Origin of the sequence: Bacteroides sp. AF39-16AC, from assembly GCF_003602735.1 — a bacterium.
GTDB lineage: Bacteria > Bacteroidota > Bacteroidia > Bacteroidales > Bacteroidaceae > Bacteroides > Bacteroides uniformis.
In genome coordinates, this window is record NZ_QTLN01000008.1 from 93,276 (window position 1) to 109,971 (window position 16,696).

The window sequence follows — 16,696 nt, forward strand, 5'->3', positions numbered from 1 at the left end:
AGGAACCATTTATGGTGTAAATCGTTATATTTGTAATATCAACCATCTAAACATTTATATCATGAAGTTTTTTATTGATACGGCAAATTTAGAACAGATTCGGGAGGCCTATGACTTGGGCGTACTCGACGGAGTTACCACTAATCCTTCGCTTATGGCAAAAGAAGGTATCAAAGGAGTGGAGAACCAGCGTAAGCACTATGTGGACATCTGTAATATTGTGCAAGGCGATGTGAGTGCCGAGGTGATAGCTACCGACTATGAAGGCATGATTAAAGAGGGTGAAGAATTGGCAGCCTTGAATCCGCATATCGTAGTGAAGGTGCCTTGCATTGCAGAAGGTATCAAGGCCGTTAAATACTTCTCGGGCAAAGGTATCCGTACAAATTGTACTCTGGTATTTTCTGTCGGTCAGGCATTGCTTGCAGCCAAGGCAGGTGCAACGTATGTTTCTCCGTTTGTGGGGCGTCTCGATGACATCTGTGAGGATGGCATTGCATTGGTTGCGAAGATTGTAGAGATGTACCGTTATTATGGATATACCACCCAGGTACTTGCCGCCTCTATCCGTCATACGGCACATATCATGCAGTGTATAGAGGTGGGTGCTGATGTGGCTACTTGTCCGCTTTCGGCCATTAAGGGTTTACTTAATCATCCGCTGACCGATTCCGGTCTGAAGAAGTTCCTTGAAGATTACAAACGCGTGAACGGATAAACTTAAAATATCCTATAAGCCTATCTTTCAATGTAATTATTGACTAATATTGGTGAGAAATAGAATAAAAAGATTTATTTTTGCACCTTATATTTAGATATACAATAAGGCACCGATGAAAGATAGGCTCATAGGATTTATTAAGACATACTGCTTGTTTGTCTGCATTTTTGTGTTGCAGAAACCACTATTTATGCTGTTTTACAAATCGCTGTATCCGGATGCCTCGTGTGCGGACTGGTTCAGTGTCATTTGGCATGGGTTACCTTTAGACCTATCTCTGGCTGGTTATCTGACAGCTATTCCCGGTTTTCTTTTCATAACCTCTGTATGGACACTTTCTAAATCCCTTCATCGCATCTGGTGCGGCTATTTCCTCTTCATTTCAGTACTTATCTCCATAATTTTTACTGTCGATTTAGGATTATACGAGTATTGGGGGTTCCGTTTGGATGCTACTCCGTTATTCTATTTCTTTTCCTCCCCTAAAGACGCAGTGGCCAGTGTCAGCATTTGGATGGTGCTGGGGGGAATTGTGGCAATGGCTGTTTATGCTGTCGTGCTGTATGCTGTTTTCTACGGCATCTTGCTGCAGAAGAAGCTGTTGCTGCGGATGAAACTGCCTTATCGTCGCCTGAAGGTGTCAGGTATATTGTTGCTGATGACGGGGTTACTGTTTATTCCTATCCGTGGAGGCTTTACAGTATCTACCATGAATGTGGGGAAAGTCTATTTCAGTGCCGAGCAGCGTCTGAACCATGCAGCTATCAACCCTGCATTCAGTCTGATGGAATCTCTTGCCAAGCAGAAGGACTTCAGCAAGCAGTACCGTTTTATGGAAGCTGCGGAGGCCGACCGGCTTTTTAAAGACATGCTTGAACCCGCAGGTGCCGGTGGTCAAACGGAAGAGACAGATTCTGTGCTGCAACCTGCCGATTCACTGCATACTTTATTCAATACTCAGCGTCCCGATGTACTCTTTGTGATTCTTGAGAGTTTTTCCTCCAGGTTGATGACAGCTTTGGGAGGTGAGCCGAATATTGCCGTCCATCTGGATAGCTTGAGTAAGGAAGGGGTGCTCTTTACGAACTTCTACGCCAACAGTTTCCGTACGGACCGTGGGCTGGTGGCTATCTTGAGTGGCTATCCTGCCCAGCCCACTACTAGTATTATGAAGTATCCCCGTAAAACGCAGTCCATTCCTGCCATTGCAGGCAGCTTGCGGAAGGCGGGTTATGGTACCAAGTATTATTATGGCGGTGATGCCGACTTTACCAATATGCGTTCCTACCTGATGTCATCAGGCTTTGAAGACATTGTTTCCGACCAGGATTTTCCCGTAACGGAACGTTTAAGTAAGTGGGGGGCGCACGACCATCTCGTATTCAACCGTCTGCTGGAAGACTTGAAAGCCGAAGCTGCCGAAGGAACTGCCGAAGAGAAAACTCCTCATTTCCGTGTCTTGCAGACCTCCAGCAGCCACGAGCCTTTTGAAGTACCTTTCCGTCGTCTGGAGAATGACCGGCTGAACGCCTTTGCCTATACGGATAGTTGTGCAGGCGATTTTGTAAGACAGTTCCGTGAGCTTCCCCAGTGGAAGAATACGGTGATTGTGTTTGTTCCAGACCACTTGGGAGCTTATCCCGAACATATCGACAATTTGTCGGTAGAACGCTACCGGATACCTCTGTTGATGGTGGGCGGTGCTGTCCGAGAGCCGAGGCGCATTGACGTCTATGGCTCGCAACATGATATTGCAGCCACGTTGCTGGCTCAATTGGCGCTGCCCCATGATGAGTTTGTTTTCAGTAAAGATATGCTTAATCCCGCTTCCCCTCATTTCGCGTTCTTTACCGTACCCGATGCTTTCGGTATGGTGACAGCGGACAATCAAGTGATATTCAATTGCCAGGCGGGTACTGTGGTAGTGGATGAGGGCACAGCAAAAGGGAAGAACCTGCCGTTGGGCAAAGCCTATTTGCAAAAATTATATGATGATATAGCCAAAAGATAACGTATGACAGCACTTATGGACGCCTTGCAAGGGGCAATAGATGTAGACACAAACATATTTTTTTCCATCAATCGGATGCACAACATGTATTTCGATTATTTTATGAGCGCTTATAGCGGTAAGTGGGTTTGGATTCCCATGTATGCTGCCATCTGGTATGTGATGTTGCGCAATTTTCATTGGAAGGTCACACTGTTTTGCATGATAGGCCTTGCGCTCACCATTACTTTTGCCGACCAGGCATGTGCCACTTGGATACGTCCCTATGTGGAGCGTATGCGTCCTTCTAATCTGAATAATCCCATTTCGGAGATGGTGCATATCGTCAACAATCATCGTGGAGGGCGTTATGGTTTTCCTTCGTGTCATGCCGCCAATACCTTCGGATTGGCGTTTTTCCTGTTCTTTCTATTCCGCAAGCGGTGGCTTACTCTTTTCATTATGGCCTGGGCGTTGCTGACGTGCTATTCGCGCGTATATCTCGGTGTGCATTATCCGGGTGATTTGTTGGCAGGGACTATTGTGGGGCTGATTGGTGCCTGGCTGATTTACCGCTTGTTTGTGAAGGTTAGCGGATATAAGCGTGTCGAGCATGTCACTCATGTCTATGCTCCTATATGGGTAGGGTTGCTGACGATAGCGGGGATGCTGGTTTATGCCGGAATACGGATATTGTTGTAGATGACAGTCTTTAGAACTGATAACCAGCAGTCACCATAACCTCCCGTGGACGGATATTCAACCGTGAAGTATAGCTTTGTGTGGCCGAGTAGGTAGTATAGGCATACTCTTTCTTGTTGAACAGATTGCTGAGGCTGGCTTCCACTCTCCATTTCCTTGTCTTATAAATGAGTGATGCGTCTACAAACAGTGTGTTGAGATGCGTATCGCTGTTTAAATCGTTCCGGTAATGTTCTCCGGAAAGGCAGAGGTCGACGTGCCCGATGCTGAATGTGAGGTGCATACGCTGTACGAAGTCCAGTAGAGGAGCAAGGTGCGCGTCGTTCCCTATTTTACTGCCGCCATAGCTGATTGTGGCATGATATTCGGCTTCGAAAGCTTCGGCGGGCGACCATATCAGTTTGGGTTCCATCTTAAGATAGTCATAACGGTATTTTTGAGGCGGGCCGTTTCCGGCTGTTTCCGTTTGTGGAGTGAGGGCGTCTGTATCTGAAACCCGTGTCAACTGCCAGCCGGTATTGCGGCTCAGTTGTAAGTCAAGTGAGGTTTTCAGATTCCAGTCGAAAAATCCCTTGGAGAGAGTGCTGAGCAGGAACCAACTTTGTGTACTGTTGGAATGTAGGCGAAGGGTGTGGACAATGCGGTTTTCAGAGATACTCTGTTCATTCAAGGTGTTGTAGTGTACATGCCGGTAGGACAAAGTGGCGGTGGCGAAAAATTCCTGCACGGTATTCTTGTATTCTCCATAAAGGTTGTATTGTTGGCGTATACTGACGGGGAAGAGGCCGTCAGTGTTTTTCCAGGTACGGTAGTCTGTCCGATAGGTAAAAGGGCAGAGGTCTGTGACATCTCCTGCTGAGCGGTGTAAACTGCCGTAGAGGGAAATTTTCCAATGGTAGTCCGGCTGATAGCGCAGATAGAGTGACGGATTGAAAAAGAGAAAAGAACGCTGTTGCGAGAAGTAGCGCTTATAGCTGAGAGGGAGTGACAGACTTCCCTGCCACTTGCCTTGCTCCAATTGGAAGTAGGAGGAGAGGTAGGGAGAAAAACTGGATGCGCCAAATGTTTCCATTCGGGTGGAATGGTACTTTACCGATGCCCATTCGCCCTTTATACCGGCGGTGTATTGCCGGGTGAAACCGTTGTGTTTTCTTAGGTGGCTGGCCTTATTGTCGTTGTAAAGGCTGTGCTGGATGAATTTGTCTTTCCCGTCGTGTAGTGACAAGGAGGAGGGTAGATAGGCATACTGTGTGGCAGAATTGAACTTCCATGTGCTTTTCTCTCCATTGCGGATAAGGCTGAAGAAATTCTTTGCCGTAAACTGGGAGGTGCGCATCGTTTGCTGCAACTCGTGGGAGGTGCCGCGGTTCGTTTCACTTTCTGCCAGGAAGCGGTTCGACAGATAGTGGATGGTCTTGTTATCCTCATAGTGCATTTCCATATGGGCGGCATCGTTCTGCAGGCAGTAGTGGTAGGCTTCATCCATGCGTATGGTGTCATCGGGCTGGTAGTAGACTTGCGAGTTGCCCCGTTGCTGGGTAATCCGGTTATGGGTATATCCGGCTTGCAGGCGCAGGGAACGTTCGTCGTTCCATTTATACATGCGGTTGGCGTTCAGTGTATGGGTTTCGTTGAAGAGCAGCCGTTGCTTGTCGAGGGGAGCGCTGATGCCCGGTTGTACCAGAAAGCCGTGCAGGGGAATCTGTTGGGATGTGTTGTTTGTCAGTATATGTTGCTCACGGCTAAGGTCGGTACCGTTGTTGTTGCTCTTGTAGCCGTAGATGCTTTGCTTGCCTTTACCCAGTTGGAGGGCATTGGCGGCGTTTTCCCAAAGAAGCGTTCCTTTGTCCCTCTTCGTTTGTGCCGTTCCGGTCGTTTCTTGTGTTCCATCGCTCCAGCCTGCACCCAGGGTACCGTTGACAATCCATTGGTCGCGTGCCTGTGGGTCGAGTTTCAGGTTCAGGGCTATTTCATCCGAACTGAGTTTTCCTTTCAATGCCTTGACCGATTGGTAGTTCTCCATAATTTCTGCCGATTTTACGGCTTTGGCACTGAGGTTGTTGTTGATTTGGCTGTAGCGTCCACCCGTCACGTCCATACCCTCCACAAAATAGTGGTCGATGGCTTTACCTTTATATTTCACCTGCCCGTTGTCGTCAATATCCACACCGGGGAGCTTTTTCAGAACATCCTTGATGTGTACGTCCTTGGAAGAGGCAAACTCTGCCAGATTATACCTTACGGTATCTTTCCTGCCATGAATGCGGCCGGGACGTATTTGGACTTCTTTTAGTGCAATGGCTTCGGGATGCAGACGAATATGGAGTGTTCCTGCTGCCGATATGTTGCGTATTTCCCGTCTATAGCCCAGCAGTGATACGCTGACTTGCAGGTTGCCGTTGTATTTCCATGGCAGGGAATATCTCCCCCGGGCATCGGTCAGGGCGTAATCTATCATGGTGCCGTTTCGCAGCACACTAATCATTACGGCTTCCAGCGGTTGTCCGGTTTCTTCGTCCGTTACCAAGCCACTGAGAGACTGTGCATGCGCTGTCATTGCAAACAAGGCAAGGATTGGCAGCGAGAGTTTCTTGAAGTGTATATCCATTGGAGTTCGATGGGATGAATCAGTCAAGTTCCAGCGGATTGTGGGCTATATTCTTCGGCTTCCTGGCTTCATTGCCCTGGTTGTCGCGTATGGTGATACGTACGTTAGGCGTGTTGCCCATAATGAATCCTACCGGGTCGGCATAGTATCTTTCGTGGATTTTGTTGTACGCCTTGCGGTTTACGGGTTCATAATCTTTTCCGTTGAAGAGGATAGGTCGGTAGGAATGGCATTGCTCCATACCGGTGCAGGTAAAGAGATAATGCCCCCTGTTGTCTTCTGCTTTCAGTATCAGTCCGGGCAGTCCGAACAGCTTCCACGGCCCTTCGCTGGAGGAAATCTCCGGACTGTACCAGACAATCCATCTGCGTCCCTTAAACACGCATTCTGCTTTTTGGCAGAGATACGAGAGGATGGTTGCCGTGTCTGTCTGCAGCGTCCACTGTGGGCACTCTTCCGGTTCCTCGCACCGGAGTCTGTTGATGTCTCCGGCAATTTCATCCAGTGTGGTCACTTTGCCTACGGGGTATCTCTTGTAGGTCTGTTCGTTCAGCTTGCTTTTTCCGAACTGTTTGGCGTGTTCAATCATCGTTTCTTGCGAGGCGTTATTGGCAATGTCGGCAGCAAATACCGAGTCGCCCACATACTTTGTGTAACTGTAGAACTTGGAGCATTTCTTGCCGATTTCCAACATCATGGTTTCCTGGAAACGCTCTTCCGACAGTGTGTCCGTACAGCCGTCCACTTCATACTGCACCATGAGTACAGTCTGGTCTATGGTATCTTTTCTGAACGTCTTGCCGGAGCCGATTTTGATGTTAAACTGTGCGCAGGCGGTTGTGGTGGTTATCAACAGCATGGCGGTGAGTAGAATCTGCTTTTTCATACTTTTTCGTTGTTAGGAATTACTGTTTCGAGGACGTGTCATGTGTCCTGTCGTCGCAAATCTATGCGGAATTTGTCTTTCCGGAGTGAGAAAGTTATTACTGAAATGTTACTCAAATGAGAATAGCCGCCTCGCGCGTACCTCTGATTGGAGGAAACCCTTACCTTTGTATAGTATAAAAGAAGAACAGACTCTGAGATGGAAAAACGAATCAGAATAGTATGGGCATTGTCACTGATATCCATGCTGCTACTTGTAGCAGGGCAGGGATATTGGTTGTGGAACCAGTATCAGTATAAGAATGAGGAATATGAAGAAGAGATACACCGCCTTGTCATGGATGCCGTGGCAGTGAACGACTCTATCCGGCGTGAACAGCCGAAGAAAGTGTTCAACAAGCCTAATATATCCTTTTTCAACACCAATGTGGACATGCATACGGATAGGGATTCATTGACCAACAAGCTCAAAGAGCGCTATACGCGTACGTTTGTGGTGGGGGCCATGGCAGATAAATCCGTTCTATCCACGGCAATGAAGGATAGTATTGTCTATAAGGACAAGATTGTGATACATGGCGAAGACAAGCTGCTTTTCAACATGAGCTTCAGCGAGGCGATAGTTGCTTATCAGTTGCAGATAGATGTCCCTTTTACGTTGCAGCGCTTCGATTCGGTGCTGGCGACTAAACTGGACGGCATGTCTTTCACTACCGGACTAGTCACGCCGCGCGACAGCCTCTATCAATGGGTGGAAACCGTAGAACGGCTGGGGAGTGATTTGCATCCGGTCATCCGTCTGGTTTATCCTTACAATCCGCTGAAGCGGGAGTTGGTACAAGTGGATGTGCAGGTGATGCCGCATACTCTTTTGCTCCGTATGGGCTGGCAACTTCTGGGCAGCTTGGTATTGATTCTTCTGCTGTCTGTCTGTCTGCTGTTCCAGATAAAGACCATTTTGAAGCAGCACCGTGTGGACGAGTTGAGGAAAAGCTTTGTCAACACCATGATACACGAGTTGAAACGTCCCGTGCAGGCCTTGAAGATGTGCGTCTCTTTTCTCAATGACAAAACAATGCGTACCGACGAGCAGGCCATGGATGAAGTGGTGCGTGATTCCGTTTCCGAGCTGGACAACCTTTCCGCCTACCTCCGGAAGCTGCGCGACATGACCCGTGCTGACGATGAGCAGACACAACTTTCCCTCAGTACTTTCGATTTGAAACCGGTTGTGGAGAAGTTGATACGCCTGCAGCATGCTCCTGGAGGAAAACAAGTATCTTTCGAGACACATTTCACGGACAACCTGCTGGTTACGGCCGACCCCGTGCACATGGCAAATATCATCAGTAATCTGATGGAAAATGCCGTGAAATATTCGGGAAGCTCCGTCAGTATCCGGGTAGAATGCCGCCTGCATGGCCACGAGCTCACATTGAAAGTTTCCGATGACGGCATTGGTATCCCTGTTTCCGAGCAGGGACGGGTATTCGATAAGTTTTACCGTAGCAGCAACTTGCCTGACCGTTCCTTGCCGGGCATCGGTTTGGGGTTGAGTTATGTCAAGTTGTTGGTTGAGGCTCATAGGGGAACCGTCTTTCTGACCAGTCAGATTGGGAGGGGGACGACGGTGGAAATAACCATTCCACAATAATCTGCACAGATGGATATCGAGAATATAAATAGCAACTCATGAAACCACTGAAAATTCTTTTTGCTGACGATGACCTGAAGTATTCCATGCTTCTGAAACGCTTCCTGGAGAAAGAGGGTTATGAAGTGACCTATGCCGGAAATGGTCTTATCGCCCTCGACCAGTTTCCTCTTGTCAAACCGGACCTTGTCTTGCTTGACATCAATATGCCCGGGCTCAATGGCTTTGAAGTGGCAAAACGAATCCGGGAGGCGGACAAGCATGTCCTCATCTTTTTTCTTTCCGACCGCAGCGACAAGGCTGACCGCCTGCAAGGATTCCAACTGAAGGCGAACGATTATCTTGCCAAACCTTTCTATCCGGAAGAGCTTACGGCGCGTATCCGCGAGCGTTTCACTTCGCAGTTGTCCGGCGTGGCAGAGGATGAGATGTATGCTTTCGGCCATTCCGTATTCAATTACAGTACGAACGAGATTCGTACGGGAAATAGTAAGGTGCTGATTACTTCCCGTCAAGCCGATATCCTTCGCTTGCTTGCGCTGAATGTGAATAAGACTGTCAGTCGCGATACGTTGCTGGATGCTGTGTGGGGCACTGCCTCGTATGCCAACTCCCTTGCCTTGAATGTACAGATGTCCTATCTGCGGCGGTCGCTAAAAAACGACCCGAGCGTGAGGATTGAGTCGTTGATGAAAAAAGGGTATATGCTTGCCGTTCTCTGAAAACATCTTTATCTTTGGATTGTTATACAAACAAGACATTTCAAAAAAAAGAGAGCTTATGATGAGTTTAGGAGGATGGATGAATAAAATCTTGATAGGTTGGGGGATAGACCCGAAGTTTGCCGATATGTTTGACGAGACGATTATTGCACTGCTGATGGTGGGGCTTTCGATAGGGCTGGACTATTTGTGCCAGGCAATCTTCGTTGGCGGTATGAAGCATTATACCCGACGCTCTCCCCATCAGTGGAATACGTTGCTGATGAAACGCAGGGTGATACACCATTTGATACATATTCTGCCGGGAATCCTCATCTACTACCTGCTGCCCATGGCCTTTGTGCGTGGAAAGGAGATGCTTGAGTTCTCACAAAAGGTGTGTGCTGTCTATATCATTGTGGCGGTGCTGCTTACTATTAACGGCTTGTTGCTGGTACTGCTCGATGTTTATAACATGAAGGACAAGCAGAAGAACCGTCCGCTGAAAGGCTTCGTGCAGGTATTGCAAGTGCTGCTGTTTTTTATCGGAGGTATCATAGTGGTTTCAGTGCTGATAGGCAAGTCTCCTATGACCTTGTTTGCCGGTCTGGGCGCATCTGCAGCTGTACTGATGCTGGTATTTAAGGACAGCATTCTGGGGTTTGTGGCCGGCGTGCAGCTCTCTGCCAACGACATGTTGCGGATAGGGGACTGGATAGCGCTGCCGGGTGGCGTTGCCAATGGAGTTGTAGAGGAGATTACGCTGAACACGGTCAAGATACGCAACTGGGACGAAACCATCTCGACCGTACCACCGTATACCCTGGTGAACAACTCTTTTCAGAACTGGCGCGGCATGCAGGAAAGTGGCGGGCGACGGGTAAACAAGAATATCTTTCTGGATATGACTACCCTGAAGTTCTGCACTCCGGAAATGCTGGATAATATCCGCAAGGAAGTCCCCTTGATGGCCGACTATCAGCCAGCAGAAGAAGAGGTGCCAACCAATGCGCAGCTCTACCGTATCTACATCGAACGCTATTTGTGCAGCCTGCCGGTGGTGAACCAGGAGATGGACTTGATTATCAGCCAGAAGGAACCCACGACGTATGGGGTACCCATCCAGGTATATTTCTTCTCTCGCAACAAGGTATGGAAAGAGTACGAGCGCATTCAGTCCGACATCTTCGACCACTTGCTGGTGATGGTACAGAAGTTTGACTTGAAACTGTATCAGTATTCCGACTAATATATCAACCGGAACTCCGCATATACAGGCAAGTGGTCGCTGTATCCTCCTTGATACTTCATCCCGTAGTAGGTGCGGAAGGGTTGCTGCCCTCCGTATTTCTTGTCTCTTGTCAGTAGGAAGGGCAGGCAGAATACGTCTGCCTTTGCTTCCTCTGTATATAGCGGTGCGTGTTCTTGCAGCAACGTACCCGATACGATGATGTGGTCCAGTAGTCCCCATTCTCCTTGATACTTGTAGCTGCCGAAGTGCTTGCGTGTTTTGGCTTTTCCTGCCAGTAGATGGTAAAGTTTTTGTGGACGTAGAGAGTCTTGCAATGTTGACGGTGCTGCTGCCTCCAACACCTCCTTTACCGATTTATTCTCCGGATAATCGTTGAAATCCCCTAAAAGGACAATTTGCGGATGTCGGCGTATCGTGTATAGGCTGTCTATGGCATGCTTCACCTTTCGGGCAGCCAGTAGCCGGTAAGGTTCAGACTCTCTTGCCCCTCCCGAACGGGATGGGAAGTGAGCTACCAGTACATCAAGCGTATCCCGGTTCAGCAACAATCCGCTGACGTGAAGAATGTCCCGTGTGGGACGGCTATTCTTCCGGGGCTTGTCTACGGGGAGGCTCTGATAGGAAAGCAGTTTGAAAAGATTACGTTGATACAACAGCGCTACGTCGATGCCGCGTTTGTCGGGAGATTGTGTCATCACATACCGGTAGTCTGCTTCGCGCAAGGCAGAGTAGCGGGTAAGGTCGCGCATCACACTGTCATTCTCCACCTCACACAAGGCAACAAGGGCGGGCGGCGTCCATCCTCCGGTGGCGATGATGACGCGGGCTATATTATCCAGTTTCTTTCTGTATTTAGAGTAATTCCAATGTCGGGTGGCATCCGGCAGGAACTCGTAGTCATTCTTTAGTGTGTCATGTCGGGAGTCGAATAGGTTTTCTACATTGTAGCTTACTATCCGAAACGTGAGGGTATCTTTTCCTTCTTGCCCGTACAGACTGATGTACGGGCAGAGAAGGAAGAGTATAACTCCTATCTTATGGATAACGTTCATACAAACGATTCCCGTTCCCCTTTAAGGAACGCGGGATATTTATTTCACCGGAATGTGCTTCAGTATATCCAGCAGATGGTCCCAGAACTTCTGTACGGTAGGAATCAGCATCCGTTCGTCGGGAGAGTGCACACCCTGCAGGGTAGGTCCGAAGGAAATCATGTCCAGTGCCGGGTATTTGTCAAGGAACAGTCCGCATTCCAAACCTGCATGGATAGCTTTTACCTTGGCATCTACACCGAACAAACGTTTGTAGGACTCAACAGCCACTTCCAGGATTTCTGAATGCGGGTTGGGCTTCCAGCCCGGATATCCGTCGCCGAAGGATACGGCTGCTCCACCCATTTCGAATACAGTACGCACCATATTGGCAATGTCTTGTTTGGAGGAGGCGGTAGAGCTGCGCTGGCTGGTCTCGATGCGGATGATATGGCCGGATTTCATCTTTACGGAGGCCAGATTGGTGGAGGTTTCCACCAGCCCCGGAATGTCTTGGCTCATGGCATACACACCGTGAGGTGCGGCATAGATGGTTTGCAGCAAGCGCTTGGCGGTATCTTTGTCAATGGCTTTGGGACGGGCTGCTTCCGATTCGAGTACGAATTGGAGGTCCGGGTCAACGACGGCATATTCTGCCTCCACTTCGGCGGCAAAGACATTCAAGTCTGTGCGCAGGGCATGCTTGTCGGCATCGGGTATGGCAATTACCGCGTGTGCTTCGCGGGCAATGGCGTTGCGCAGGTTACCACCGTCTATTTCGCAAAGGTACATGTCGTACTTCTGGGATGCCTGGCTCAGGAAGCGGTTCAGCAGTTTGTTGGCATTGCCGCGCCCCAGGTGTATGTCGCCGCCGGAGTGTCCGCCTTTCAGCCCCTTTACCTGCACTTTGCAGCAGAAATACCCTGTCGGTACGTCCACTTCCCGGTAGGTGAATTCGGCAACGGAATCTATACCTCCTGCACAGCCGATGAAGAGCTCGCCTTCATCCTCGGAATCGAGGTTCAGCAGAATGTCTCCGTTCATGAAGCCTTCTTTCAATGCAAAGGCACCGGTCAGTCCGGTCTCCTCGTCCACGGTGAAGAGGCATTCGATAGGACCGTGCTCGATGCTGTCGTCGGCAAGGATAGCCAGTTCGGTGGCTACACCGATGCCGTTGTCGGCTCCCAAGGTTGTACCTTTGGCTTTCAGCCATTCACCGTCAATTTCGGTTTCGATAGGGTCGGTCAGGAAGTCGTGCTTCACGTCGTTGTTCTTTTCACATACCATGTCGATGTGCGATTGAAGTACGACAGTCTTGCGGTTTTCCATACCCGGAGTAGCGGGTTTCTTTATCAGAACGTTTCCGGCTTCGTCCACCTTCGTTTCCAACTTATGTTTTTCTCCGAATGCTTTTAAGTAAGCAATGATTTTCTCTTCCTTCTTCGAAGGGCGCGGCACTTGGCAGATTTCCTCAAAATAGTGAAATACACCAGCCGGTTTCAAGTCTTTTTTTTCCATAATTATCTGAATTAGCGGCTGCCTTACATGTGTTTATGCAGCCTTCATTATCAATTGTCAAATATCAATTCTCCATTAAATTAACCACTTATTGCTAAATATGGTTAAATTGATTGACTATTTTATTCCCCTTTCTCTTTTTTTAGAGTAAAAAAGGCGAGTTAGTCCAACCAAAGCCCTATATTTGCACCCACAAAAATAGTAAAAACACTATTTTCATGTAACAAAATTAATGGAAATGCTTGATACAATATTGATAACTCTGTTAATAGTTGCTATTTGCATTGTTTTATTGGGTGTGAAGGTCTTTTTTGTGAAAGGCGGGAGATTCCCTAACGGGCATGTCAGTGGCAATAAGGCAATGCGCGATAGAGGTATCGGTTGCGTGCAGTCGCAGGATAGGGAAGCGCAACGCAAGTCCCGTTTTTCCATTGATGAACTGGAAAAAGCCTTAAACGATAGTATGAACTAATTTTAAAAAACAATATTTATCAATTATGAAGAGATTAAACTACCTCATGAACGGTCTGGCAGCTCTCGCACTGATCGTTTTATTTGCTCAATGTGCCGGCAATACTGATAAACAGACGACAAGCGCTCCTGCACAAGCCGGCGGATTATCGGAAATGAAAATTGCTTATGTTGAAATAGATACGCTTTTGGCAAAATACAACTATTGCATAGACTTGAATGAGGCTATGGTGAAGAAGGGCGAGAATGTCCGTCTGACATTGAACCAGAAAGCCAGCGAACTGGAGAAGCAGAAGCAGGAATTCCAGACAAAGTATCAGAACAACGCTTATCTTTCTCAGGAGAGAGCACAGCAGGAATACAACCGCATTGCAAAGTTGGAGCAGGATTTGCAGAACCTGAGCAACAAGCTGCAGTCTGAGCTGATGAGTGAGAATGAAAAGAACAGCCTGCAACTGCGTGATTCTATCAATGCTTTCCTGAAGGAGTACAATAAGACAAAAGGTTACAGCATGATTATCAGCAATACGGGTTTTGACAACCTGCTCTATGCAGACAGTGTCTACAACATCACCCGTGAGATTCTGGATGGTCTGAATGCAAGATACTCTTCTCCGGTGAAGAAATAATATTTATCCTATGATATAAAAAAGGATGTGCTGAAAAGTACATCCTTTTTTTATAGGCCTCTCCCCCGACCCCTCCCCCGTAGGGAGGGGAGTTTTGAAGTGTTTGTATTTTGTAGGACTATCTCTGTCCCCCTCCCTACGGGGGAGGGGCTAGGGGAGAGGCTTTTAATGCTCCGATTGTACGCTTTACCCGCTCCGCAGTAGTGATGGTGTGTGTGTATTCATCAATATGTACCGTTCCTCCCATAGAGACGGCGGAATTGTGATAGAGCATGGAGCTTTCGATATTTTCCCTGGCGGAGAAATGAAACTCGCGGATACCGGTTTCTCGGGCAATGTGGGCTATGTTGGCTTCATTCACCCCACAGCCTGCCAATAGAATGATTCGGCCTGATGCTTGTTGTTGGAGCTCTTTCAAAAGGGGAATGCCTTGCTCTGCTGTAGATTGCTGTCCGGAAGTTAGGATGCGGTTGCATCCTAATGCGATAATATCTTCTATTGCTTTTTGTGGATTTCTGCATACATCGAAAGCACGGTGGAAGGTGACGGACATCCCTTGTGAGGCTTTCATAAGCTGCTCCATCAATGGAATGTCTACATCTCCTTCTGCCGTCAGGCAACCGAACACGACTCCGTCAGCGCCTAGGCGGCGGGCATTCTCTATGTCTTTCAGCATGATGCGCTGTTCGGTGGAGGAGTAAAGGAAGTCTCCTCCACGGGGACGGACAATGATATGCAATTTGGTCTGCTGCAATACTTCCCGTGCGATGAGGATATCGCCGTATGAGGGGGTTGTCCCTCCCTCGGGGATGCCTGCGCATAGTTCCACCCGGTCTGCTCCGCCGGCTTGTGCGGCAATACAACTCTCTACGGAGTTGGCACAAACTTCAAACTGATAATCTTTCATTTTGTAAAGTTATGGTTGTGGTGCAAAAATAAGAAAAGGGTGAATACGAATTCACCCTTTTCTGCATTTATTTTCTTTTCTGATGTTACTTTGCGTAGCTCACCGCACGTGTCTCACGGATAACGGTAATCTTCACCTGACCCGGATAAGTCATTTCGTCCTGAATCTTCTTGGCGATTTCACCGGAAAGGTTCTCCGTCTGCTTGTCGTCAATCTTGTCTGCACCGACAATGACACGCAACTCACGGCCTGCCTGGATGGCATATGTCTTTGTCACTCCCGGATAGGACATGGCCAGTTGCTCAAGGTCGTTCAGGCGCTTGATGTATGCTTCTACAATTTCGCGGCGTGCTCCCGGGCGTGCTCCTGAAATGGCATCGCATACTTGTACGATTGGGGCCAGCAGGCTGGTCATTTCCACTTCGTCGTGGTGGGCACCGATGGCGTTGCAGATGTCTGGCTTTTCCTTGAACTTTTCTGCCAGCTTCATACCATAGAGTGCATGCGGCAATTCCGGTTCCTCATCGGGTACCTTACCTATATCATGCAGCAGTCCGGCACGTTTTGCTTTCTTCGGGTTGAGTCCCAGCTCTGATGCCATCACAGCGCAAAGATTGGCTGTCTCGCGTGCATGCTGCAAAAGGTTCTGGCCGTATGAAGAACGGTATTTCATCTTACCGATAATGCGGATAAGTTCCGGATGCAGACCGTGGATGCCCAGGTCGATAGTAGTACGTTTACCGGTTTCGATGATTTCCTCTTCTACCTGCTTGCGTACTTTGGCAACTACCTCTTCGATGCGTGCCGGGTGGATACGTCCGTCTGTCACCAACTGGTGCAATGCCAGGCGTGCAATCTCACGGCGAACCGGGTCGAAAGCTGACAATACGATAGCTTCCGGAGTATCGTCTACCACAATTTCCACACCGGTGGCAGCTTCCAGGGCGCGGATGTTGCGGCCTTCGCGACCGATGATACGTCCCTTGATTTCATCTGATTCGATGTGGAATACAGTTACCGAGTTTTCAATGGCTGTTTCCGTAGCCACGCGCTGGATGCTCTGTATCACGATGCGCTTGGCCTCTTTGCTTGCCGTCAGCTTGGCGTCGTCCATGATGTCGTTAATGTAGGACTGGGCCTGCGTTTTGGCTTCTTCCTTTAGGGATTCTACCATGCGCTCTTTGGCTTCTTCGGCAGAAAGTCCGGAAATGGCTTCCAGCTTTTCTATTTCCTGGCGCTGCATGTGCTCCAGTTCTTCTTTCTTCTTGTCTACGATGGACAGTTGGGCTTCCAGATTTTCTTTCACGGCTTCTGCTTCCATCTTCTTGCGCTGGATTTCTTCCTGGCGTTGGTTCAGTACCAATTCACGTTGTTTCAGCTTGTTTTCTGCCTGCTGTATCTTTTGGTTACGTTGGGCCACTTCTTTTTCCAAGTCTGCCTTCTTGTTCAGGAATTTTTCCTTTACTTCCAGCAACTTATTTTTCTTAATCACTTCCGCTTCCGCTTCCGCATCTCTCAGGATACCGTCGTATTTGTTTTTCAGCCCGTGCTTGAAGAACAAGTACGAGGCAAACCCTCCGACAATGAAGCAGGCAATGGATAATACTATTGTAACTACTGTCATTTT

14 protein-coding genes are annotated in these 16,696 nt (G+C 48.5%); 8 read left to right on the forward strand and 6 right to left on the reverse strand.

What is annotated here, in order from left to right; genetic code table 11:
* Positions 1–61: 61 nt before the first annotated feature.
* From fsa to DW039_RS09005, 3 genes are all read left to right on the forward strand, one after another.
* The gene (fsa, locus tag DW039_RS08995) at positions 62–718 is read left to right on the forward strand and encodes a fructose-6-phosphate aldolase (RefSeq protein ID WP_005826385.1); all 657 of its coding nucleotides are present in this window, start codon (positions 62–64) and stop codon (positions 716–718) included.
* Positions 719–833: 115 nt separating this feature from the next.
* Entirely contained in the window at positions 834–2,732 is a 1,899-nt protein-coding gene (locus tag DW039_RS09000) for an LTA synthase family protein (protein ID WP_035449516.1), read from the forward strand.
* A 3-nt stretch (positions 2,733–2,735) separates the two neighbouring features.
* Entirely contained in the window at positions 2,736–3,413 is a 678-nt protein-coding gene (locus DW039_RS09005; RefSeq protein ID WP_005826387.1) for a phosphatase PAP2 family protein, read from the forward strand.
* Positions 3,414–3,423: 10 nt separating this feature from the next.
* Here the strand turns inward: DW039_RS09005 and DW039_RS09010 are convergent, their stop codons facing one another.
* Together DW039_RS09010 and DW039_RS09015 are read right to left on the reverse strand one after the other, a co-directional pair.
* Positions 3,424–6,021, reverse strand: coding sequence for a carboxypeptidase-like regulatory domain-containing protein (locus DW039_RS09010; RefSeq protein ID WP_120381874.1), 2,598 nt, complete (start codon positions 6,019–6,021; stop codon positions 3,424–3,426).
* Positions 6,022–6,040: 19 nt separating this feature from the next.
* Positions 6,041–6,907, reverse strand: coding sequence for a GLPGLI family protein (locus DW039_RS09015; protein WP_008663855.1), 867 nt, complete (start codon positions 6,905–6,907; stop codon positions 6,041–6,043).
* Between the two features lie 198 nt (positions 6,908–7,105).
* On the opposite strand from DW039_RS09015, the gene DW039_RS09020 reads away from it, so the two are divergent.
* The 3 genes from DW039_RS09020 to DW039_RS09030 are packed head-to-tail and all read left to right on the forward strand — an operon-like array spanning position 7,106 to position 10,510.
* On the forward strand, positions 7,106–8,560 hold the full coding sequence (locus DW039_RS09020) for a sensor histidine kinase KdpD (protein WP_035449511.1): 1,455 nt from the start codon (positions 7,106–7,108) through the stop codon (positions 8,558–8,560).
* A gap of 38 nt (positions 8,561–8,598) precedes the next feature.
* Complete coding sequence (locus DW039_RS09025) at positions 8,599–9,282, forward strand: response regulator transcription factor (protein WP_005826392.1); 684 nt, start codon at positions 8,599–8,601, stop codon at positions 9,280–9,282.
* Between the two features lie 58 nt (positions 9,283–9,340).
* The gene (locus tag DW039_RS09030; protein WP_008663850.1) at positions 9,341–10,510 is read left to right on the forward strand and encodes a mechanosensitive ion channel family protein; all 1,170 of its coding nucleotides are present in this window, start codon (positions 9,341–9,343) and stop codon (positions 10,508–10,510) included.
* On the opposite strand, the gene DW039_RS09035 is transcribed toward DW039_RS09030, so the two are convergent.
* Both DW039_RS09035 and DW039_RS09040 read right to left on the reverse strand, forming a co-directional pair.
* Positions 10,507–11,565: an endonuclease/exonuclease/phosphatase family protein gene (locus DW039_RS09035; protein ID WP_005826396.1), complete on the reverse strand. Its 1,059-nt coding sequence runs from the start codon at positions 11,563–11,565 to the stop codon at positions 10,507–10,509. The two genes, DW039_RS09030 and DW039_RS09035, sit on opposite strands and share 4 nt — an antisense overlap.
* A gap of 39 nt (positions 11,566–11,604) precedes the next feature.
* Positions 11,605–13,062 carry an aminoacyl-histidine dipeptidase gene (locus DW039_RS09040; RefSeq protein ID WP_008663847.1) on the reverse strand — a complete coding sequence of 486 codons (1,458 nt, stop codon included), beginning with the start codon at positions 13,060–13,062 and terminating at the stop codon, positions 11,605–11,607.
* Positions 13,063–13,300: 238 nt separating this feature from the next.
* Here DW039_RS09040 and DW039_RS09045 point away from each other — a divergent pair, with 238 nt between their 5' ends.
* Positions 13,301–13,534 carry a hypothetical protein gene (locus tag DW039_RS09045; protein WP_005835814.1) on the forward strand — a complete coding sequence of 78 codons (234 nt, stop codon included), beginning with the start codon at positions 13,301–13,303 and terminating at the stop codon, positions 13,532–13,534.
* A 25-nt stretch (positions 13,535–13,559) separates the two neighbouring features.
* On the forward strand, positions 13,560–14,162 hold the full coding sequence (locus DW039_RS09050; protein WP_005835815.1) for an OmpH family outer membrane protein: 603 nt from the start codon (positions 13,560–13,562) through the stop codon (positions 14,160–14,162).
* A 136-nt stretch (positions 14,163–14,298) separates the two neighbouring features.
* Here the strand turns inward: DW039_RS09050 and DW039_RS09055 are convergent, their stop codons facing one another.
* Together DW039_RS09055 and rny are read right to left on the reverse strand one after the other, a co-directional pair.
* The gene (locus DW039_RS09055) at positions 14,299–15,069 is read right to left on the reverse strand and encodes a copper homeostasis protein CutC (protein WP_008663843.1); all 771 of its coding nucleotides are present in this window, start codon (positions 15,067–15,069) and stop codon (positions 14,299–14,301) included.
* Between the two features lie 85 nt (positions 15,070–15,154).
* On the reverse strand, positions 15,155–16,693 hold the full coding sequence (gene rny, locus DW039_RS09060) for a ribonuclease Y (protein ID WP_005835816.1): 1,539 nt from the start codon (positions 16,691–16,693) through the stop codon (positions 15,155–15,157).
* Positions 16,694–16,696 lie beyond the last annotated feature (3 nt).